Origin of the sequence: Pedobacter sp. KLB.chiD (genome assembly GCF_047040275.1) — a bacterium.
Taxonomy (GTDB): Bacteria; Bacteroidota; Bacteroidia; order Sphingobacteriales; family Sphingobacteriaceae; genus Pedobacter.
This window is the reverse complement of sequence record NZ_CP178207.1, coordinates 4042500-4065199: the sequence shown is the minus strand read 5'-3', so window position 1 is coordinate 4065199 and position 22700 is coordinate 4042500. Positions and strand designations below refer to the sequence as shown.

At 38.1% G+C, this 22700-nt stretch carries 21 protein-coding genes and 1 tRNA gene; 10 read left to right on the top strand and 12 right to left on the bottom strand.

The annotated features are described in order from the left end of the window. Positions 1-9 precede the first annotated feature (9 nt). Positions 10-429 (bottom strand): hypothetical protein, encoded by a 420-nt coding sequence (locus ACK1I8_RS16660; protein ID WP_412466428.1) that lies wholly within the window; start codon positions 427-429, stop codon positions 10-12. A 223-nt stretch (positions 430-652) separates the two neighbouring features. On the opposite strand from ACK1I8_RS16660, the gene gcvH reads away from it, so the two are divergent. The 6 genes from gcvH to feoB all read left to right on the top strand — a co-directional run bounded on the left by gcvH (position 653) and on the right by feoB (position 9933). Further along, positions 653-1033 carry a glycine cleavage system protein GcvH gene (gene gcvH, locus ACK1I8_RS16655; RefSeq protein ID WP_412466427.1) on the top strand — a complete coding sequence of 127 codons (381 nt, stop codon included), beginning with the start codon at positions 653-655 and terminating at the stop codon, positions 1031-1033. A 79-nt stretch (positions 1034-1112) separates the two neighbouring features. Beyond that, positions 1113-1445, top strand: coding sequence for a VanZ family protein (locus tag ACK1I8_RS16650; RefSeq protein ID WP_412466426.1), 333 nt, complete (start codon positions 1113-1115; stop codon positions 1443-1445). A gap of 259 nt (positions 1446-1704) precedes the next feature. Further along, entirely contained in the window at positions 1705-4515 is a 2811-nt protein-coding gene (locus ACK1I8_RS16645) for an outer membrane beta-barrel protein (protein WP_412466425.1), read from the top strand. Between the two features lie 220 nt (positions 4516-4735). Then, a complete protein-coding gene (locus tag ACK1I8_RS16640; RefSeq protein WP_412466424.1) occupies positions 4736-7501 on the top strand; it encodes an outer membrane beta-barrel protein in 2766 nt (921 codons plus the stop codon). A 96-nt stretch (positions 7502-7597) separates the two neighbouring features. Further along, a complete protein-coding gene (locus tag ACK1I8_RS16635) occupies positions 7598-7813 on the top strand; it encodes a FeoA family protein (protein ID WP_039481214.1) in 216 nt (71 codons plus the stop codon). Positions 7814-7818: 5 nt separating this feature from the next. Continuing rightward, complete coding sequence (feoB, locus tag ACK1I8_RS16630) at positions 7819-9933, top strand: ferrous iron transport protein B (protein ID WP_412469385.1); 2115 nt, start codon at positions 7819-7821, stop codon at positions 9931-9933. 374 nt (positions 9934-10307) lie between these two features. Here the strand turns inward: feoB and ACK1I8_RS16625 are convergent, their stop codons facing one another. After that, positions 10308-10784 (bottom strand): Lrp/AsnC ligand binding domain-containing protein, encoded by a 477-nt coding sequence (locus ACK1I8_RS16625; RefSeq protein WP_025145395.1) that lies wholly within the window; start codon positions 10782-10784, stop codon positions 10308-10310. Between the two features lie 345 nt (positions 10785-11129). On the opposite strand from ACK1I8_RS16625, the gene ACK1I8_RS16620 reads away from it, so the two are divergent. Next, positions 11130-11274, top strand: a tRNA-Asp gene (locus tag ACK1I8_RS16620). 125 nt (positions 11275-11399) lie between these two features. Then, on the top strand, positions 11400-12419 hold the full coding sequence (locus ACK1I8_RS16615; RefSeq protein ID WP_412466423.1) for a LacI family DNA-binding transcriptional regulator: 1020 nt from the start codon (positions 11400-11402) through the stop codon (positions 12417-12419). A gap of 56 nt (positions 12420-12475) precedes the next feature. Here the strand turns inward: ACK1I8_RS16615 and frr are convergent, their stop codons facing one another. From frr to pnuC, 10 genes are all read right to left on the bottom strand, one after another. Then, a complete protein-coding gene (gene frr / locus ACK1I8_RS16610; protein ID WP_293788655.1) occupies positions 12476-13039 on the bottom strand; it encodes a ribosome recycling factor in 564 nt (187 codons plus the stop codon). A 39-nt stretch (positions 13040-13078) separates the two neighbouring features. Beyond that, complete coding sequence (gene pyrH / locus ACK1I8_RS16605) at positions 13079-13783, bottom strand: UMP kinase (protein ID WP_293788656.1); 705 nt, start codon at positions 13781-13783, stop codon at positions 13079-13081. 124 nt (positions 13784-13907) lie between these two features. Further along, a complete protein-coding gene (locus ACK1I8_RS16600; RefSeq protein WP_412466422.1) occupies positions 13908-14870 on the bottom strand; it encodes an MBL fold metallo-hydrolase in 963 nt (320 codons plus the stop codon). Between the two features lie 10 nt (positions 14871-14880). Further along, a complete protein-coding gene (gene nagA / locus ACK1I8_RS16595) occupies positions 14881-15972 on the bottom strand; it encodes an N-acetylglucosamine-6-phosphate deacetylase (protein WP_412466421.1) in 1092 nt (363 codons plus the stop codon). A 188-nt stretch (positions 15973-16160) separates the two neighbouring features. Then, positions 16161-17006: a translation elongation factor Ts gene (gene tsf, locus ACK1I8_RS16590; RefSeq protein WP_293743265.1), complete on the bottom strand. Its 846-nt coding sequence runs from the start codon at positions 17004-17006 to the stop codon at positions 16161-16163. Between the two features lie 129 nt (positions 17007-17135). Then, positions 17136-17969: a 30S ribosomal protein S2 gene (gene rpsB, locus ACK1I8_RS16585; protein ID WP_090982964.1), complete on the bottom strand. Its 834-nt coding sequence runs from the start codon at positions 17967-17969 to the stop codon at positions 17136-17138. Between the two features lie 18 nt (positions 17970-17987). Continuing rightward, the gene (rpsI, locus tag ACK1I8_RS16580) at positions 17988-18374 is read right to left on the bottom strand and encodes a 30S ribosomal protein S9 (protein WP_039481187.1); all 387 of its coding nucleotides are present in this window, start codon (positions 18372-18374) and stop codon (positions 17988-17990) included. 3 nt (positions 18375-18377) lie between these two features. Continuing rightward, positions 18378-18821, bottom strand: coding sequence for a 50S ribosomal protein L13 (rplM, locus tag ACK1I8_RS16575; protein WP_412466420.1), 444 nt, complete (start codon positions 18819-18821; stop codon positions 18378-18380). Between the two features lie 853 nt (positions 18822-19674). Next, positions 19675-19986, bottom strand: a complete 312-nt coding sequence (locus tag ACK1I8_RS16570; RefSeq protein WP_412466419.1) for an ORF6N domain-containing protein — start codon at positions 19984-19986, stop codon at positions 19675-19677. A 55-nt stretch (positions 19987-20041) separates the two neighbouring features. After that, entirely contained in the window at positions 20042-20671 is a 630-nt protein-coding gene (gene pnuC / locus ACK1I8_RS16565; RefSeq protein WP_412466418.1) for a nicotinamide riboside transporter PnuC, read from the bottom strand. 437 nt (positions 20672-21108) lie between these two features. On the opposite strand from pnuC, the gene ACK1I8_RS16560 reads away from it, so the two are divergent. Both ACK1I8_RS16560 and ACK1I8_RS16555 read left to right on the top strand, forming a co-directional pair. Next, a complete protein-coding gene (locus tag ACK1I8_RS16560; RefSeq protein WP_412466417.1) occupies positions 21109-21948 on the top strand; it encodes a mechanosensitive ion channel family protein in 840 nt (279 codons plus the stop codon). 262 nt (positions 21949-22210) lie between these two features. Further along, the gene (locus tag ACK1I8_RS16555; RefSeq protein WP_412466416.1) at positions 22211-22666 is read left to right on the top strand and encodes a hypothetical protein; all 456 of its coding nucleotides are present in this window, start codon (positions 22211-22213) and stop codon (positions 22664-22666) included. Positions 22667-22700 lie beyond the last annotated feature (34 nt).

The following is a 22700-nucleotide window of genomic DNA, read 5'->3' as shown; positions in this document are numbered from 1 at the left end:
TTAGGCTGCTTAGGCTGAAGGTAAAGCCTTGTTCTTTTGCGCCAGGAATATTTTGCTAAATGCGTATGCGGTGAAGAACATCGGGCCATAACTAAACAGCAAATGATCAAAACTTGCAAAATGCATAACCCCGCTGATGAGCAAATAAAACAAAAAAACAACAATTGAATGTGCTATTGGCCTGTCATTGACAAATCTTTTATATCCTGACTTTTCAATCAGGTAATGGTTTATCGTCATAACTGCAGCAACTATTGCTACAAAGATGAATAGATGTATATAAGTAAGGTTAAAATTAAAAGTATAATTGGCAGGTTTGATAAGAGTAATTAGCCCGATATAGCAAAGTCCAATTACCATGGTTACAGGAACGGAAACAATCAGAGTCGCGAGACATACTTTTAAGGTATAAATTTGTGTCGGTTTCATATGGAGTGTTAATTTGTTAGGTAAATATAAAAAAAATCATAAATCTGTCCGTTACATCGGCTAATGAAAACATACCCTAAAAGCAAGATTAAATCTTTTATGATAAGTTAATTTCTCAGCCATTGCGAATGGATAAACTAAATTGTATTTTTGAAGCATAAACCGTAATAAACATTTAGCCAACGGAATTTAACCGATAACTTATTTTCAAAACATATAAATAATGAATTTTCCATCAGAATTAAAGTACACTAAAGACCACGAATGGGTTAGAGTTGAAGGTAACGAAGCTTTTATTGGCGTAACTGATTTTGCACAACGCGAATTGGGCGACATCGTTTATGTTGATATTAACACTGTAGGCAGCGAGGTTGCAAAAGAAGAAGTTTTTGGTACTGTAGAAGCCGTTAAAACCGTATCTGATTTATACATGCCAGTTACCGGAACAGTGCTGGAAGTTAATGCAGAATTAAACGATAACCCTGAATTAGTGAATTCTGATCCTTATGGAGCAGGCTGGATGGTTAAAGTATCTTTAGCGGATGCAGCTGAATTAGATGGTTTATTAACAGCAGAAGCTTATCAGGAACTGGTAGGAGCCTAATATTGATATTTTGTACAAGACACTAAAACAGCAGAAATGGGCCCTTCTTTGGACGGTTGTTGTTTTAGTGTTTTGTAATATGCAAATTTCCGATTCTGTTGGGAAAAGTGGCTTTTTCTTTGAAGGCTTTGATAAAATGACCCATATGGGCTTTTTCTTTGTCTTATCCGTTCTGCTGTTTTTTGGCAAGATTAATTATCAACATCACTACGCGATCCAAAAATTAACCATTTTTAAAATTTTACTTATCAATGCCATCATTGGTGGCGGAATAGAGTTATTGCAATGGAAAGTTTTTACCTACCGTTCGGCAGAATGGTGGGATTTTGGCTGTGATATGTTGGGCGCATCTATGGCGGTTTTTAGTTATATATTGCTCCATAAATTTAATTTCAATGAGAAGGAAAGTTAGTATTGTCTGTGTAATTTTAGCAATATTTGTAAGTAGCTGCAGTATTTTTAAAAAAAACTGCAATTGCCCTAAAGTATATTACCAAAACTATCCTTCATCGCAGAAATAATCTTCTTACCGATCGGTCTTTCTTTCCGATCCCGATATTTTCCTTAGGCTGTATTTAAAATGTTACCTTGCTTTTAACATGCCTTAACAAACCTTTCGACTTTTCTACAGTCTGATAGCTTAGTTTTATATCATAATATCTTATTTTTTAATGAAAAGAAACGTTCAGAGGGCAATATTTTTGGCGCTCCTATTTTGTACTTACATCGTTCAGGCTCAAAATACGGGTTCGATAAGTGGAAAAGTAATTAATGCAAAAGATAAAAAGCCAGTTGATTTTGCAACAATTGCGGTTAAAAGTTTAAAAGATTCGAGTGTGGTGGCATCTGGTCAAACCAATCCTGACGGAAGTTTTACCTTTAAAGCCATAGCACCAGGCAAGTACAGGATTTATGCTGCCTTTTTAGGTTTAAAAACAGCAACTAAAGATATAGAAGTAACTAAAGCAGCAGTAAATGCCGGAGAAATAGCCATGAGCGATGATGGCGTTGATTTGAATACCGTTAATGTAACTGCTACTATCCCGATTGTGGTAAAGAAAGATACCCTAGAGTTTGATGCAAAATCGATCAAAGTGCGTGAAAATGCCGTGGTAGAGGATCTTCTGAAAAAGGTACCGGGCGTTGAGGTAGCAAAGGATGGCAGTGTTAAAGCTCAGGGCGAAACCATTACCAAAGTAAAGGTTGATGGTAAAGAATTTTTTGGCAATGATCCGTTACTGGCAACCAAAAATCTTCCGGCTGATATGGTAGATAAAATTCAGGTTATTGACGAATTATCTGAACAGGCGCAGTTTACCGGTATTGACGATGGAACAAGAAACAAGATTCTGAATATCACCACCAAAAATGGTATGAAACACGGTTATTTCGGGAACAGTACCGTAGGCTATGGTTCCAACGACCGTTATGATGCAAGCCTGAATGTTAACAAATTTGACGATGACAGACAGATCAGTTTTATCGGTCAGTTTAACAATGTTAACAAGCAGAATTTTGGACAGGGTGGTGGCATAGGCAATGGCTTTGGAGGCTTCGGTGGTGGCCGTGGTGGCTTTGGTGGCGGCGGAGGAAGTAATGCTGGCGGAAGTGGGGGCATCACCAACACCAATGCGGCAGGATTAAACTTTGCCGATACCTATAAAGATGGTACCCAGTTTCAGGGCAGTTATTTCTTTAATAAAGCAAATTCAGAAATTATCCAGAACTCCAATACCCAAAACCTCGCAGGAGGTACGAATAACATTGATGAAGCGATAAATAATACTTCCGACAGGATTAACCATCGCTTCAATTTCATGGTAGATACTAAAATCAATCCATCTTTATCTGTTAAAATACAGCCGAATTTAGCTTATACGGAAACAGATGGAAACAATGTGAATAGATATACGAGAACGCTTGATGATGGCTCAACCGTTGGTACGCAACGCAACACTACAACTGCTGCTACCCCTACCGTGAGTAATAATTTATTAATCCGCAAAAGTTTTAAGCGGAGAGGTCGCACGCTCTCGTTAAATGTAAATACGAATATAAACGATAACGACGGGACGAACCTTAACTATAGAAACGACAAAATTACGGAAGGAGCAATAACAAGAGATACCATTACCAATCAATTGAATAATACAAACAGCCATTCCATAAACAATACCACAAGGCTTGTTTACACCGAGCCGATAAATAAAACCCTAAGCGTTGAGGTAAACTATCAGAATGGTTATTTGAACAGCGATTCACAAAGGGATGTGTTTAATTACAACCCGTTAACACTACAATTCGACCTTATAGATAATAAATTTTCAAACATCTATAACAACCGTACTTTAACCAATGCGGCTGGTGTAAGTTTAACAACAACAGAGAAAAAATACAACTGGAATATCGGCGTAGCTGCACAACAGACCAATAGGGTAAATACCAATTTAACTACCGGTTTCAGGCGGACGCAGAATTTTATCAATATTACGCCGTCTGCACAGTTCAGGTATAATTTTAGTAACCGCAAGCGCTTATTCATCAATTACCGTGGATCAACCAATCAACCAACTATTGATCAGATCCAGCCGATTCTTGATAATACGAACTCCCAGACCCTTTATATCGGTAATCCGGAATTAAAGCCATCATTTAATAACCAACTAAGGATCAACTTTAACAATTTTAATATCGAAAATGGCCGGTTTTTCTTCGCTGGTTTAAACCTTACCCAAACATTTAACTCCATTGGAAATACAGTTGTGCCTTTATCAGGAGGTGTTCAACAGATAAGCTACATTAATGTTAATGGTGTTTATGCAGGTAATGCCAATGCCACCTGGTCTTTACCATTGATGGCAGAACGTAAGCTAACGCTGAATATTTCTGGTAACGGATCTTATAACAGAAATGTGAATTTTATCGCAGAACAAGGGAGCACTAACCTGGTAAAAAATGTGACCAATAGTTACACCATTTCAAATGGCTATAAATTAGTTACCAATGTTGATAAATTCGATTTAACAGGGGGTATAACCGGAAGTTATACCAACTCTAATTTTTCTGCCAGGCCATCATCCAATACTCAGTATTATACCATCAATCCTAGTTTTGATATCAGTTATGTATTGCCTGCCAATATCAGGTTGGCAATCGATATCGATTATTTCAGGAACTTTGGTGGTGGCGATCTGTTTAATCAGGAATATACCATTCTTAATCCTTATATCAGCCGTCAGTTTTTCAAGAACAGGGGGACATTTAAATTTTCAGTAAACGACGCGTTGAACCAGAATACCGGCGTGAGCAGAACCGCAACCGGCACTTCAATTGTAGATTTAACTTCTAATGTATTAAGACGTTATTATATGTTTTCCTTCACCTACTCATTAACCCGTATAGGTGGTAGAAACATGAGCGGCGATATGCAGATGCCGGGTCAACGTGGTAATGGGGGTGGTGGAGGCCGCATGAGGATGTAAGCTTAACTTTAAGCAACCATTGTGCTGTAAATGCAAATATTTAATATTCAATCCGTTTTAAACGGAAATAAAAGTTCGGATCTCAATCGGGACTTTTATTTTTTAAAAAGATCTTCATATTAAATGTACAATTGACAATTATGTATTTCAAATGTTACTTAAGCAAAATAAACCTTTATAAAGGTGGGTTGTCTTTTATGCTGTATACCAAACTAACTGAATGAAACAGATTTTTACGCTTCTTCTTGTCTTTTCCTCTTTTTTTGCTTGTGCTCAGAAAACCGGCTCAGTCAGCGGACGGGTTATCCAGTCAAAAGATAAAAAACCAATTGATTATGCTTCTCTGGCTGTTAAAAACCTGACAGATTCCAGCATGGTAGGTGCGGTAAACACTGCAGAAGATGGAAAATTCGTCATTAAAAACCTAAAGCCAGGCAACTACAGGCTGTATGCTGCATTTTTGGGTTTAAAAAATGCGACCAGAGATTTTACCATTACTGTGGATAAACTAGATATCACCATGGCCGACATTGTTTTAGAGGGCGGGGCGATTGATCTTGAGACGGTTGACATTAAAGCAGAAATTCCGCCGATTGTGGTGAAAAAGGATACCCTTGAGTTTAATGCAAGTTCATTTAAAGTGGTAGAGAATGCTGTAGTGGAAGATTTATTGAAAAAATTGCCGGGTGTAGAAGTAGATAAAGCTGGAACGGTAAAAGCCCAGGGAGAAACCATTACCAAAGTTAGGGTGGATGGTAAAGAATTTTTTGGGAACGATCCTTTACTGGCTACTAAAAACCTGCCTGCGGATATGATCGATAAAATCCAGATTATTGATGAACTTTCCGATCAGGCACAGTTTACCGGGATTGATGATGGCTCAAGAACCAAAATTATTAATATCACCACCAGGAAAGAAAAGAAAAATGGCTATTTCGGAAACAGCACAGGCGGTTATGGTTCTAACGACCGTTATGAGGTAAGCGCAAATATCAACCATTTTGATCAGGATAAACGGTTGAGTGTAGTGGCCCAGTTTAATAATGTGAACAGACAAAATTTTGGCGGTGGCCTGGGAGGCGGAGGTGGCAATGGCGGACGCAGTGGTATTACTGATACCAAAGCTGGTGGAGTTAATTTCTCGGACGTGTATGCCGATCAAACCGAAATTAATTTCAGCTATTTTGTTAATCAATCAGATAATCTGATTCTCAGGAACAGTGTAACCCAAAATCTGCTGGGCGACGTAACCACGGTTTTTAATAACGACCAAATCAACAATTCAGACCGTTTAAATCATCGTTTAAACTTTATGATCGATACCAAGCTTGATTCCCTGACCTCGCTTAAAGTACAGCCTAATTTAAGCTATACCGATAATCAGAGTTTAAACAGCAGCACTTATACCAGAGATTATAAAACATATATGATTAATGGTACTCAATCGCTCAGAAACCATAATACCGCGCCCGCCATTGGTAACAATATTTTGTTGCGTAAGAAGTTTATGCGCCGCGGAAGAACATTGTCGCTTAATTTTAATACGAACATTAACAATAACGACGCCGGTAATTATAATAACAATCCCGAAACGCGTAAAGAAAACGGAGTTGAAAGCCAAAAAATTACCGATCAGTTTAATGATCAGGAAAGTGAATCGCTTAATCAGAATACACGGTTGGTGTATACTGAACCACTAAGTAAAACTTTGAGCCTGGAATTTAATTATCAGAACGGCTATAACCACAATACTTCCGATCGTTTCACCTATAATTTTAATCCGCTCACGCTGAAATATGATTTATTGGATCAGACTTTTAGCAATTCATACGAAAATACTATCTTAACCAATGCAGCTGGTTTCAGCCTGAATAAAATGGCCAAAAAATACAATTGGAATGTGGGTATGGCTGTTCAAAACACCGATAGGACCAATAACAACATCAGCGGCGGATATGTGCTAAAACAAAATGTGTTTAATTATACGCCGTCAGCTATGTTCAGGTATAATTTTAGTAACAGCAAACGTTTGGTATTTAACTATAGGGGAAGTACCAATCAGCCAACCATTCAGCAGTTGCAGCCCATCCGGAACAATACCAATACCCAAAGTATTCCGGTTGGTAACCCTGATCTGAAACCTGAATTTAATAATACCCTCCGCTTGGCTTATAATACTTTTACCGTAGGAAAAAACAGGTCGTTATTTGTGAATTTAAATCTTACCCAAACCACTAACCGCATTGCCAACAGCACCAGTTTAATTCAAACCGGTCCTGATCAGGGAAAGCTTGCTGTTACACCGGTAAACGTTAGTGGTGTATATTCAGGATCCGTTTCCTCTTCTTTAAGTTTACCGATTATGGCCGAGAATAAATTGAATTTCCATATCAATGTGAGTGGCAATTACGATCGGGATGTAAATTTTACCAATTCACTCAAAAATATCACCAACAGCTGGTCGATTAATAATGGTTACCGTTTGGTTTCCAATTTAGATAAACTTGATTTAACTGCGGGTGTAAACGGGTCAGTTAACCGTGCAACTTATTCTGTGCAGCCCAATTCTAATACCCGTTTTTATACTTTTAGTCCCAATATCAGCGTGAGCTATTTATTCCCTGGCGATATCCGCTGGTCCGTTGATGCCGATTATAATCAGAATACAGGTAGGGGAGAGGGGTTTGATACCCATTTTACGCTGGTAAACTCTTACATCAGTAAGCAGTTTTTTAAAAACCGTGGCACTTTTAAAGCAGCTGTAAATGATTTGCTAAATGAAAACCAAGGTGTAAGCCGTACAGCCAATAACAACACGATACGTGATGAAAGCTACAACGTATTGCGGCGTTATTTCATGTTTTCGTTTACCTACTCCTTAAACCGTATGGGAGGCAAAAACATGATTAGAGCAGGCGGGGATAGTGGCAGAGGCCGGGGTGGCAACGGTGGCAGTGGCTTTGGCGGAGGCAGACAAAGGAATTAAATCATTTTTCGGTAAAGCTATATCATTTATCTTCCATACCGGTTATCTTATTTGGAATAAATCTAAAGAAAGGTTAACTTGCGCCAAATTTAGCACATGAAGCTGTCGCACCTAAAAGTCGGAGAAAAGGGAACAATTGTAGCCTTTACAGATTTAGATATGTCTGTAAAGTTAATGGAAATGGGCTGCTTACCGGGGGAGGTAGTAGAGGTAGAACGTTTTGCTCCGCTCGGCGATCCTATGGCGATCCGTGTGGCTGGTTATCAGCTTTGTTTGCGTAAAAGTGAAGCTGATGTTGTTATTATTCAATAAAAAAACTGGGTTTGGATATTAAAGTCGCATTAGTTGGTAATCCCAATACAGGTAAATCTACTTTATTTAATCGTTTAACAGGATTAAATCAAAAAATTGGAAACTTTCCAGGTATCACTGTTGATAAGAAAACAGGTTTTACAAAACTTGCAAATGGCAAAGAAGCCGAGATCATCGATTTACCCGGAACATATAGCTTGTATCCGAAAAGTGCTGATGAAAGCATCGTTTTTCAGGTGCTTGCCGATAAAAAAAATAACAGCCATCCTGATGTGATTGTACTCATCGCTGATGCTTCGAATTTAAAGCGCAACATGCTTTTGTATTCGCAAGTGGCAGACTTAGGAATCCCGATCGTTTTAGCGCTCAATATGATTGATCTTTCCGCTAAGCAGGGGATTGAGATCAACCTGGACAAGCTGTCTGAAAAACTGGGTATCCAGGTGGTTTCCATTTCGGCGAGGAACAACATCGGAATTGATAAGCTAAAACAGGCTATTGCCCATACCAATAAAATTGCCACGCAGTATCGGGATGTAGATGTGAACTTTCTGGCTCCGGAAGCAATTAATGCCATAAAAACCAAGCTTGAATCCGACAACGATTATTATGCACTACAGGTGCTGCATCAGCATGAACACTTAACCTTCTTTACCGAAAAAGAACAGGAAGAAATTGAAAATATCGAGCAGGCTCACCATTTTGAATCTTCTAAAATTCAAGCGGCAGAAACCATTGCCCGATATAAACATCTCAGCACCATTTTAGCTGACGTGGTTATCGACAAAAGCACTGAAAAGAAATTTTCATTCAGTGATAAATTAGATGCCGTTTTAACCCATAAAGTTTGGGGATTTGCCATTTTCCTGCTGATTCTTTTTGTCATTTTCAATGCGATATTTGCCTGGTCGTCCTATCCAATGGAATGGATAGAAACCGGTTTTGGTTTTATCACCAGCATTGGACATGAGTATTTGCCCGCAGGTATGCTTACCGATTTATTGTTGGATGGCGTAATTGCAGGTTTGGGCGGTATTTTTGTTTTCATCCCGCAGATTGCTATTCTTTTCGCATTTATATCTATTCTGGAAGATACGGGCTATATGGCCCGGGTTACCTTTATGATGGATAAAATTATGAGCAAGGTTGGCCTTAACGGTAAATCGGTAGTACCGATGATCGGTGGTTTAGCCTGTGCCGTACCATCTATTATGGCTGCCCGGAACATCGAAAATTGGAAAGACAGAATGATTACCATCATGGTTACGCCATTGGTAAGCTGTTCGGCAAGGCTCCCGGTATATATTTTAATCATTTCCTTAATCATCCCTTCCCAAACTGTCCTTGGCGTTTTTAACCTGCAGGGTTTAGCGCTAATGGTAATGTATCTGGTGGGTATTATTGCTGCGGTACTTGTAGCTTGGGTAATGAAATTTATCATTAAAACCAGGGAAAGATCTTATTTTATTATGGAGTTGCCGGTTTATCGCATGCCAAGGTGGAAAAATGTATTCTACACCATGTACGAAAAATCGAAAACCTTTGTGTTCGAAGCGGGTAAAGTAATTATCGCCATTTCCATCATCCTTTGGGTAATGGCTTCTTTCGGACCGGGCAACCGCTTTGAAAGCATTGAAAAAAAATACGAATCCGCTCTGGCAGATACGACAAAAAATACCGATCATATTAACACCCTTATAGCTACCGAGAAACTTGAAAACTCATATGTGGGTATTCTCGGGCATTGGATTGAACCAGCCATCAGCCCTTTAGGTTATGATTGGAAAATTGGCATTGGTTTAATTACCTCATTTGCGGCCCGTGAAGCCTTTGTTGGTACAATGGCCACCATTTACAGCGTTGATGGTGGTGATGAAGATACCTCAACGATAAGAGAACGTATGTCGGCCTCGGTTAATAACCGAACTGGTTTGCCCGTTTATACTTTTGCCACTGGTATTTCGCTGATGCTTTTTTATGCTTTCGCTATGCAGTGCATGAGTACAGTTGCGATCGTTTACCGTGAAACCAAAGGCTGGAAATGGCCGATAATCCAGTTGGCTTACATGACAGCTATGGCTTATGTTGCTGCGTTGCTTGCTTATCAGTTGCTGAAATAAATAAATAAGTATGTCATTTTGAACGGAGTGCAACGAAGTCGGGAACCACGCAGTGCTCAGCGGAGCCAAATCTAAAAGATAAATTCTCTCCCGGAATCTTTACATCTACGCGGTTATGTCGCCCTGTGCGTAGTCGAGGGAATCAATAGGCGACATTACAGTTTATTGCATAGACCTTTGTTTCTAAACCCGGTAGTAGTGGCAGTTCCCGATTTTTCATCGGGACTATAGCGGATAACGGGACTGCTGTTCCCGAAATCCTATTGAGCATTAATTTCAAGTAAAAAAGATCACTTTACTATGTAAGACATGTACGCTCATCCAAGCTCGGTTATGACTGCCAAGATCCTGGTTTCTCACCCTAATCATTTCGATTATCCCAGCTCGATCTGCCGCTTGATACTTTCTTCCAGTGATATCAAAGTCTCGGTACGCTGTATGCCGTTTACTGCCTGTATTTCTTCGTTTAACACATGGCGGAGGTGATTGGTGTCTCTGCAGATAATTTTGGCGAACATACTGTAGGCCCCGGTAGTATAATGTAATTCTACCACCTCTTTAATTTTGCTCAACTGCGCAACTGCATCTTTATACTGGATTCCTTTTTCAAGGTAAATACCTAAAAACGCACAAATATCATATCCCGCCTTTTGTGGATCAATGATGAGGTGAGAGCCTTTTATAATGCCCATTTCCTGCAGTTTCTTCATCCTAACGTGTATCGTTCCGCCAGAAACAATTAAATCCTTCGCGATTTCTGTGTATGGTTTAGTGGCATCCTGCATCAATTGCTTTAATATATCGATATCAAGGTTGTCAATTTCTAAATTGGAATTGTCTTTTTTAAGCATATTTTTGAATTATGATAAGCGAATTTAATAAAATTTATCAATATTATAAAAATAAAATTAATTGTTTAAAATATTTGCAAGGTATTGGTTGTTCCTTTACATTTGTATCAAGCAATTAACAAAAAGGAAACGTTCTTTCAAAATTGTTGAACATACTGTAGGGTGGTGAAACAGGCAGACACACCTCCTTGTCTCGGTGGCGGAGAATAATGGGAATATACCGGTTTCGGTACTAACCACTCCTTGAAGGTTCGATTCCTTCCCCTACAGCGGCTTTAGTCTTAAGTCACGAGTCAATGGTCTTCAGTAGACTTACGACTGCAGACTTTGGACTGAAGACTAAAATGTTGGGTGGTGAAATTGGCAGACACGCCTCCTTGTCTCGGTGGTGGGGAATAATGGGACAAACGCAGTTTATTGGGTTGACCACAAATTAATTTTTTGAACTGTAGCTAACTACCCCTTGAAGGTTCGACTCCTTCCCCAACAGCATTTTTTATGAATAATAAGTTAGTTAATCGAGCAATCCTGGATAGGTTGCTCTTTTTTATTTTAGGACTATTTTTTATATGATATATTATTATATTACCCATCAAATTTATTCGTCTAAAGCCTGTGATAAAGAAACGCATTTCAATTAAAGATATCGCTAAACAATTAGATATCTCCATCACCACAGTATCTTTTGTAATTAATGGAAAGGCAAGAGAAAAGAATATCAGTGAATCGCTTACCAAAAAGGTTTTAGATCTTGTGGCTGAACTAAATTACCAACCCAATGCCCTTGCCAAAAGTTTAAGAACAGGAAAAACGAAAATCATAGGTTTTTTGGTTGATGATATTTCTGAGCCTTTTTTTGCTGGAATAGCACGCCGCATTGATGAAATTGCTTCGAGCCTTGGTTATAAAATCCTGTTCAGCAGCACCAGAAACGATACCGAAAAAGCAATAGAATTGCTGCATATCTTTAAAGACAGGCATGTTGATGGCTATATCATGGCCTTGCCGGAAGGATTGGAAGAAGAGGTTAAAAAATTGATTCAAACAGAAGCTCCCGTAGTATTATTTGATCGGTACGTACAGGATGTTAAAACAGATTATGTTATCATCGATAATCAGAACAGCGCATATAAGGCCACTGAACACCTCATCAAAAATAATTATAAAAATATAGGCTTCGTAACTATTGATACCGCTCAGCAACAGATGGTTGACCGCCTTACTGGTTATGAAAAGGCTATCGAAAAATATAAACTGCCGGCAATTGTAAAGAAAATAAAATATGTGAGCTCTGCCGAATCAATTGAGGAAATGATCAAGTTTTTCAAAACGGAGCAGCAGCTTGATGCCGTGGTGTTTGCAGCTAACTATATTTGTTTGGATGGACTGAGAACTTTTAGAAAATCGGGTATTCAAATCCACAAAGACATAGCCGTTGTCTCCTTTGATGATTTTGAAATTCTTGAATTTTGCGAGCCTCCGGTTACGGCTATAGCTCAGCCTCTGGAGGCCATTGCAGAAAACGTGATGAAAATTTTATTGAGCAAACTTAAAAAGGGTGGTAAGTCTATCGGAAATATGCAGGTTTCATTACCTACCATATTAAACGTTAGAGGTTCAAGCGCAAAAAAATAAGAACATTAAAATGGGAATAGCAGAAGTCTATTCCCTGATTTTTTATATTATACAGATTAAACTGTCATGACATCTTTTTCTTTAGCCTCGGCATGTTTGTCAACCTTGATGATATAAGCGTCAGTTAATTTTTGCACTTCGCCCTCACCTGTTTTAATTTCGTCATCAGAAACGCCTTCTCCTTTTAATTTTTGAATTTTGGTATTGGCATCTTTACGGATATTTCGAACGGTAATTCGCCCTCTTTCCGCTTCTTCCTTTACTTTTTTTACTAATTCTCTTCGGCGTTCTTCAGTTAAAGGTGGCACAACCAGGCGGATAACAATACCATCATTTTGTGGGTTGATACCTATATTTGCTACCTGTATAGCTTTTTCAATTGCCGTTAAAAGTGATTTCTCCCAAGGTTGGATAACGATTGTTCTGGCATCGGGGGTATTGATACTGGCTACTTGTGATAATGCTGTAGCTGTGCCATAATAATCTACGAAAATACCATCCAACATTCCAGCTGATGCTTTACCAGCCCTGATTTTAGTCAATTCAGATTCACAATGATCGATGGCTCTTTCCATTGCAGATTGCGCATCCATTAATTGTAATTGTATGAGGTCGTTCATAATTGTGTGTATTTCTACAAAAATAATAAATTTTATTCCTTATTTAACCAGGGTTCCGATAGGTTCACCACTTGCGATTTTCATGAAATTGCCGTGTTTATTCATGTCAAACACAATAATTGGCAATTGGTTTTCTTCACATAGGGTAAAGGCTGTCATATCCATTACATTAAGCCCTTTATCGTAAACTTCTCTAAAAGAAATTTCCTCATATTTAGTGGCCAATGGATCTTTTTCAGGATCTGCCGTATAAATTCCATCAACACGCGTTCCTTTCAGCACCACGTCAGCTTTGATTTCAATAGCGCGTAAAGCTGCAGCAGAATCGGTTGTGAAATATGGGTTTCCGGTTCCTGCACCAAAAATAACCACACGGCCTTTCTCTAAATGTCGAACAGCTCTTCTGCGGATAAATGGCTCACAGATTTGTTCCATTTTGATGGCAGTTAGTAAACGTGTTTTAATGCCAACTTTCTCTAAAGCATCTTGCAGGGCCATAGAATTGATTACAGTAGCTAACATGCCCATATAATCAGCCTGTGCCCTGTCCATCCCACTTTTTTCGGCACTCAGGCCTCTAAAAATATTTCCTCCTCCAATTACGATTGCGATTTCTAAGCCTTTATCGTGTACAGTCTTAATATCTTCAGCGTATTGTTTAACGCGTTCATTATCAATCCCATACTGTTTGTCGCCCATTAGTGATTCTCCACTAAGCTTAAGTAGGATGCGTTTATATTTCATGGCCCCAAAAATATTAACAATTTTTTAATACCTGGCTATGGTTTTTAATAATTGATGTAAATATTTAAATAGATATACTGATTTTATGAGAAAGGAACAATACGTTTAAATGTTGCCCCCAATTTCAATTGATTGTTAAGCGCTTCCCTTGCTCCGGGAAGATTAATTTTAGGTTTTTCAGGTTCCCGGAAAGCAGCTGTTGTTTTATTTTTTCTGCCTGATGCTCTGGAGGTTTGATATGAGTTACAATAAAAGAAACTTTTTTAAGTGCCTGTTTATTGGTTAAAGATTCCAGTCGGGACAGTTCGCTAAAGAAAAGTTTAGGTGTTAGGTGTCCGAATAATTGTTTGTCGGGCTGTTCATTCGGAAAAGATACCTCCATAAATATAGCTTTTAACTTCCCCGAATTGATAAGCGGTGTTATTGTTTGCCACAACTTAAAGAGTTTGTCTGAATGCTCAATTTCATCGGCACCTGTATCTCCCAGATAAAGTACATCACTATCGTCATGGCTGATGAGGAAAGCAGTGCTTTTATAGGGATTGCCATGACTCAATTCAAAAGCTTTTACCTTCATTTCTGTGCCCTCAAGCGGATAGGAGTTTCCCTCGGGCAATGGAAAATAAGTATATTTTTTTAACTGTGGTTTTTCGCCTTCATTGGCAAAATTAGCCCAGGCATCCCAGGTAAAATATCTGTCCCGTAATATATTGAGCACGGAAGGCAAACCATAGACGTTTTTTGCGGTATCAGCTGGCGAATTGATTATTAAACCAGCTACATGGTCTAAATGCGCATGCGAAATCAAATACCCTTTAATCTGTTTACGTTGAACTGTTTCACTTATGCCCTTTAGCGATTGATGGTCGATTGCTTTTTGGATGCCGGCATTGATGGTGCCAGCGTCAAGGCACACGTAGTTATCACTTCCCTTTGGAGCAATCATATAAGATGATAAATTGCTTTCATCATCGCCACCTTTTACGCCGAGCGGAATGATATTAAAGGCTTCTTTTGTTTCCTGTGCCCGAAGATTAATGACGTATACCGTTAATAAGATGAATGCCGTAAGAATTCTTCTAAACATGTTGGATAAATTATATCGTTTCACCTTTAAAAATAACCTCTTTTAAGTTGAAATGATCATCAATGATCAATAAGTTTGCCTGTTGCCCAATTGCTATGCTTGCGGTTAGGTTTTCGACGCCAATTAATTTGGCCGGATATTGTGTTCCCATTTTTATTGCATCATTTAAGCTGATACCACAATACAATACACAATTTTTAACGGCCTCCAACATCGTCAGTGAGGAACCTGATAGTGTACCATCAGGCATCACAAATTTATTCCCTTTTTTAAGATGTTGATATGGCCCTATGGAACAGGCTGTAACAGCATCCGTAATAAGAAACAAACGTTCTTTTAATATTTTGTGTGAAAATTTAACAACTTCAAAATCTACGTGCTGCCCGTCGACGATGATACTGGCCATTGCCTTATCATGATTAAAAACAGCAGTAGGTATGCCTGGTTCACGGTGATGGATCGGACTCATGGCGTTAAAAAGATGTGTAGTGGTCTGAATACCTTTGTTATAGGCCGCAGTAGCTTCATCGAATGTTGCGTTACTATGGCCAAGTGAAATAATTACGCCATTATCTAGCAGGAATTGAATTACTTCATCATCCTGCAGCTCGGGTGCAATGGTGATCATTTTGATTACACCATCTCCAAAATCAATTAATTTCTTAATCTCATCAAGCGATGCCTTCCGTACGAACGCAGGCACATGTGCGCCTAAGCGTTTTGGATTCAAAAATGGCCCTTCCAGATGTAGTCCCAGGCAATTTTTTGCAGTTGACCGATGTGCTTTGGCTGCTTTGATACACTCATCAAAAACTTCCTGAGAATTTGTTGCCATACAGGCCAGAAAACCTGTGGTCCCTTTTTTAAGCAGGTCATCTTCAATGATGGTTAATGATTCTGCTGTCGGATCTGCAGAGAATAACCTATCGCCTGCACCATAAATCTGTAAATCAATAAAACCAGGCAAAACCAGCGAAGATTCGTTTTCTTGATTACTACTTTCGTTAATGCCTGAAATGATCGCTCCATCGATTGCGATGTCTTGATTTTTTACCAAGCTATTGTCTTTAAAATAAGAGGCGTTAGAGATTACTTTCGGCATATCAAAATGTTTGAATAGAGTAAGCTTATACGGTCAAAGTTAAATATTGTAACGAAATAATGAGGCTTTTAATTCCTGATGGTAACCTTGAACACAATTATTAGCCGGTTGATATGCGCCATTTGAAATTACAATGCATAAAAAAAGCCCCAATTTCTTGAGGCTTCTAAATATGTTTTTATAAATGCTTATGCACCTAATTGTACACGTTTGAAAGCAGATACGGTTAAACCTTTAGCAGTATTATCTAAAAATTTACGCACATCCATTGAGCTATCTTTAACAAATTCCTGGTTTAATAAAGTGCTGTCTTTGTAGAATTTATTCAATTTACCGGCAGCAATTTTTTCCACCATTTCTTCTGGTTTGCCTTCCTGACGGATAACATCTTTAGCAATCTCGATTTCGCGTTCGATAGTAGCCGGATCAACACCGTCTTTATCAACAGCAACCGGGTTCATTGCAGCAATTTGCATGGCAACATCTTTACCCGCTTCAGTAATATCAGCACCATTAGCACCTTCAAATACTACTAAAACACCCATTTTACCGTTAGAGTGGATATAGGAAACGATTTTTTCGCCAGAGATATTTGCATATTCCTGAATCACAATTTTCTCTCCGATTTTGCCGGTTAATTCAGTGATGGTTTCAGCAACTGTGCGTCCGTCTTCCAAGGTAATCGCTGATAATTCTTCAGTAGTAGCAGGATTGTTGGCCACTGCTGCAGCTAAAACAGCCTGAGCTAAATTACGGAAATCTTCAACTTTAGAAACTGGTTCAGTTTCGCAAGCCAAAGCAACTAATTTTCCATTAGTGCCATCTGCTGAAACAGCGATTGATACCAAGCCTTCAGAAGTAGCGTTACCAGAACGGGCAGCAGATACTTTTTGACCTTTTTTACGTAATAAATCAACAGCAGCTTCGAAATCGCCATTAGCTTCTAATAGTGCTTTTTTGCAATCCATCATACCAGCACCAGTTTGTTGGCGTAGTTTATTTACATCTGCGGCAGTAATTTGTACTGTAGACATTTTATTTCCTTTTTTAAATTTTACAATCTTGTTATAACAATTACAGGTTACAAGTTACAAGCGCCAAGTTAAACTCATGTTAAGCCAACTTAAAACCTGAAACCAGTAACCTGCAATTAAAAAATATTACTATTCTTCTGTTTTAGTTTCTTCTGATGCTGACGCTTCAACTTCTGCCTCGGCAGCTTTTTTACGTCTAGGCTCTTTTGATTCAGGAGCATCAGCTGCTGCTTTAGCGGCTACTGCTTCTTTTTCCGCCTCATCATCTTTTTCGCGTTTACGCTCTTCCAAACCTTCCTCAATCGCTTTGATAATTACATCAGTAATTAAAGAGATAGATTTTGTAGCATCATCATTCGCAGGAATTGGGAAATCGATGTTAGAAGGATCAGAGTTAGTATCAACCATCGCAAAAGTAGGAATGTTTAATTTTAACGCTTCAGTTACCGCGATATGCTCTTTCTTAACGTCGATTAAGAATAAAGCTGCAGGTAAACGGTTTAAATCAGCAATACCACCTAAAAGTGACTCTAATTTAATACGCTCACGTTGAATCATTAAACGCTCTTTTTTAGATAAGATCGAATAAGTACCGTCTTTAGTCATTTTATCGATGTTAGACATCTTTTTGATTGACTTGCGAACAGTAGCAAAGTTAGTTAACATACCACCTAACCAACGCTCGGTTACGAAAGGCATGTTTACTTTTTTAGCTTGTTCAGCTACGATTCCTTTTGCTTGTTTTTTGGTTGAAACAAATAATACTTTACGACCTGATTTTACGATTTGTTTAATCGCAGCCGCAGCTTCTTCAGTTTTAGTTAAAGTTTTATTTAAATCTATAATGTGAATACCATTACGCTCCATGAAAATGTAAGGAGCCATTTTTGGATTCCATTTACGGGTAAGGTGACCAAAGTGTACACCTGCATCCAATAAGTCTTGATAAGTTGTTCTTGCCATTGTTGTTGCCTCCTGTGATTAACGTTTACTGAATTGGAATTTCTTACGGGCTTTAGCACGTCCTGGTTTTTTACGCTCAACCATACGCATATCACGCGTCATCAGGCCTTTAGCACGTAATGCAGGTTTTTTCTCCGCATCTAGTTCAACAATCGCTTTAGCAATAGCTAAACGAACAGCTTCTGCTTGTCCTTTTACTCCGCCACCTTGTACGTTTACAGTGATATCGTAACGGCCAGCAAGTTCAGCAACTTCTAAACTTTGGTTTACGATATATTGTAAAGGTAAAGTAGGGAAATATTCTTTATGATCTTTACCGTTAACGGTAATTGCGCCAGCACCATCTTTTAAGTAGATACGTGCAACAGCTGTTTTTCTTCTTCCTGAAGTGTTAGTAACTGACATTTCTTAAAGTTTAATGGTTTTTGGAGATTGAGCTGCATGAGGGTGGTTTGCACCAGCATACACAAAAAGATTGGTGTATAATTTTTTACCCAATTTAGTTTTCGGTAACATACCACGTACCGCTTTCTCGATTACACGTTGAGGGTGTTTCGCCATTAACTCCTTAGGAGAAATAAAACGTTGACCACCTGGATAACCAGTGTAAGAAACATATTGCTTTTCGCCGAATTTGTTTCCTGTCAATTTAACCTTGTCTGCATTGATAACAATTACATTATCACCGCAGTCTACGTGTGGGGTGTACTCAGGCTTGTTTTTACCACGGATGATCATAGCGATCTTCGATGACAAGCGCCCCAAAATCTCGCCTTCCGCATCAACAACAATCCACTGTTTGTTTACAGTTTTAGCATTGGCCGAGACAGTTTTGTAACTTAACGTATTCACTTGCTTGTATTTAATTTATTAAACAATTTATTATTCCCATTAAATTTGGGACTGCAAAGATAGATAGAATACTTTTATTATCAAATAGTTGTGGTGAAATTTTTGGCATAAAATATTTTCATTGCGCTGAGCGTAGCGATGAGGCAATCTGATTATTGCTTTTTTGTAAAGTAAAACCTGCAATTCTTCCAGGGGCTTCAATCCAGTTTTTATACCGTTTAAATGCAGTTATGATGTTGAGGTAGCAAGCAATAGGTTCATCGGCTGTATATTTTTCATGCATAAGATGGACAGACCTTCCTAAAAAAGGTCGTCATTGCAAGGAGGAATCCGCAAGCTTGGGTAAAGCAATCTATCATGCTCGTTTTCTTTGCTCTAAAGATTGCTTCCACAAGAAACGGGGCGGGCTATTGGCAGAAAAAGCCTTCTTGCAATGATTGTCCCTGGGGAGATTTTTCACATTAAATTCTACTGTCATTTATATCGATTTTATAAATAAATTACCTCTTGGAATCACATTGTGAGTAAAGCTGTTGAGAATTTAAAAGGATATCGCTTAATTCCGTTAGAAAACTGGTTAGAACAATTATTAAAGGTTATGTGTAAAGTGAATAGATGTCATGTTATCGCTTACAGATCATCCGGCATATATCCAATTCTTTTTCTTGGCTCGATTTTCTTATCAATGAGTTTATCCAGATAGGTAAAAACCAGTTCGATGTTTTTATCCTGATTGCTTACTTTTTGCTTAATTTCTTCGATTTCAAGTTTAAGTTCACCGCTGTCAATAATAAATTGCCGTATTCGGGAGAAAATCCTGACAATCTGGATATTTACCTGGATAGCCTGCTTGCTATTTTAATACGCTTGACAGCATCAGTATGCCATGTTCGGTAAAAACAAAAGGAAGTTTTCTTCTACCGCCCCAACTTGAAGTCGCAATTTGCGACTTCAAGTTTAACCACTCTTCATCAGTCAGTTGAAACATGAAATCTTCTGGGAACCGATCAGGATTTCTACCAACCTGCTCATTGACACGTTTAGTCTCTACGCCATACAACTCCGCCAGATCACTATCCAGCATCACTTTTAGGCCTCTTAACCCGTAAATTTTATTAAGTACTATATTATCAGGGATGATAGGAAGCATCTGTTTCGCTGTCATATCATTTAGGATCTAAGTTAAAGATAAAAAAATGTTTTGTAAGTCGAAATCAGATCTATAAATCTTCAGTATTCGATATTGTTTTACTGTAACCCTTGTATTCCTTAATCCAGTTCCATAAGGCAAAGCCTGCAATAATGGTAAAAATGAAATATTCGACTCCCATAAATTTAATTCCTTTTAGGAAATAGAGATAAGTAGCTACAATATCAATAATCAACCAGATTATCCAGCATTCTACTCTTTTCTGAATCATTAAAAAAGTGGTGATTATGCTCATTACAAAAATAAATGAATCAATAAAAGGATAGGCACTCGGTAAATTAAATAATAGGGGCAGCCAGTTGTGGAGCCGAGCGGCCAGAGTACCGATCAATAATGTACCAATAATGCCAATAGATAATAAATACAGAAATTGCCTTAACGGCATAAAACTGATTTTAAGCTCTTTATTTTTATCTTCCTCTCCCGACTTTGGGTTTGTCCATCGCCACCAGCCTATGATGTTGGTTACAAAAAAGAAAGCCATTAAAAACATATCTGGGTAGAGCTGATTTTGATAATATAAAAAAGCTGATAAAAATACATTTACGATACCCATGGGCCAGCTCCAAATACTGGCTTTTGCAGAAAGTATTACTGAAATAATCCCTGTAATTACAGCAAAGAATTCCAAATAACTCATTTTATAGCCAAGAGCTATGAAAAATATACTTTGAGCATCGAAAAAATCCATGTGTATTTATTGGTAACGTATAAATGCTAATGTAAATAATTTATTTTCATCTATTGGTTTTCTAACGGCAAACAATCCAAAAATATAGCTGTTATTAAAATGTCAAATGGCCAAGCGCCACATTCAGTAACCAGCAAATTTCTTTTATGCAATATCTCGACCAGATTTTCGGTTATCCTATTCCTTTGTTTTTTAAGAACCTCATTATTGGTTTGATAGCGATATCTCTTGGTATTTTTGTTAGGTTCATCATTCACAAAACTTTTATCCTGCTTTCCCGGTGGTGGGATTTTATCATTATAAAATCGACAGTTAAGCACTTGCGGAGGCCTATTGCTTTTTTAATACCTTTATTGTTCCTCAACTTCTCTTTAACGCTGATGGAAATGTCTCCAACATATCGACTTCCAATAAGCAAAGCATTGGAAATAGCCTTAACGATTGTTTTTGCGTTTATTTTAGTGCGTGTGATTAACGTTTTGGAAGATTATTTCTACCTGAAATATGATTTAAATAAAGAAAACAATCTTAAAGAGCGTAAAATCAGAACACAATTGCAATTTGTTCGAAAATTTATTGTTTCGCTCATTATTTTAATTACTGTTGCCATTATTTTATTGAGTTTCGAAAGTATGCGTAAAATCGGAGCGGGGCTGCTTACCGGTGTCGGCATAGGAGGGATTATCATCGGTTTTGCTGCGCAGAAATCACTTGGCAATTTACTGGCGGGTTTTCAGATTGCCTTTACACAGCCGATCAGAATTGACGACGTGCTGATAGCGGAAGGCGAGTGGGGTAAGGTAGAGGAAATTACGCTAACGTATGTAGTTGTTAATATTTGGGACCAAAGACGCTTGATTTTGCCGATTACCTATTTTATTGAAAAGCCTTTCCAAAACTGGACACGTGTTTCTGCTGATCTGCTTGGGACAGTTTTTTTATATCTTGATTATACTATTCCTATTGAACCTATGCGACAGGAATTAACCAGATTGTTGAATGCAAACCCCTTATGGGATAAAAGGGTAAATGTGGTACAGGTTACAGACAGTACTAAAGATGGGAACATTGAGGTGCGTTTTCTGATGAGCGCCTCCAATTCATCAAGAGCTTTTGATTTGAGGTGTTACGTGAGAGAAGCTATGATTGCATTTATTCAGAATAACTATCCTGATAGTTTACCGAAAAAAAGATTTGAACTCAGAGACAGGTTTGAGGGTTCGTAGTAGCCACAATCTAATAAAGCTAAGCCGCTATCCAATTTGTAAGGTAAGATTAAGGACTTTGGAAATGTTATCTTTTCTTTAAATCTTTCTTGAAAACAAGAATTAGGACATTGTTTATCATAGCAGGCATTAAAAAATGAAATACAATCTAAAAACTACTTAAAAACAGGTAGTTCTGTTTACCTGAAATATAGTATTTTAATGATAGCTACTGGTTTTGGCATTTTATTCGCATATGTGCTAAGAAAATGATAAAAAATCTATGAAAAAAATTTCAACATTATTATCTCTTGCTCTCGTTTTTTCGCTATTATTTTCTTGTAAAAAAGATTCGGAAACTACTCCTTCAAAAAGTGGTAAAACTGCAAAATTTACCATCACTGCAAACGGCGTGAATGCAACTGATGACTACGTTTCGTTCGTGATTGTAGGGGGTGATACTAAAGGTACTAAAACCATCTGGAAGGTAAATGGTGTGACCAGGAACAATGAAGCTGCTATTTCTTTAGGGAAAGACGATTTTACCGGAAGTACCAAAACTTATGTAATTGAGACGATATTACCAGTTGATGTAATTACGGCTAGCGCGCAGTGCATTAACTTTAATGCCAGCTATCAGATCAGCTATAAAGCGGAGATAGATGGTAAAGTGGTTACCAATGATGATGGTGTTACCGTCGACGTTAATAAAGATTATACCCATCAATTTGATTATTAATTCGCGCTCTGGTAATTTCCTAAATGAAAGCGGC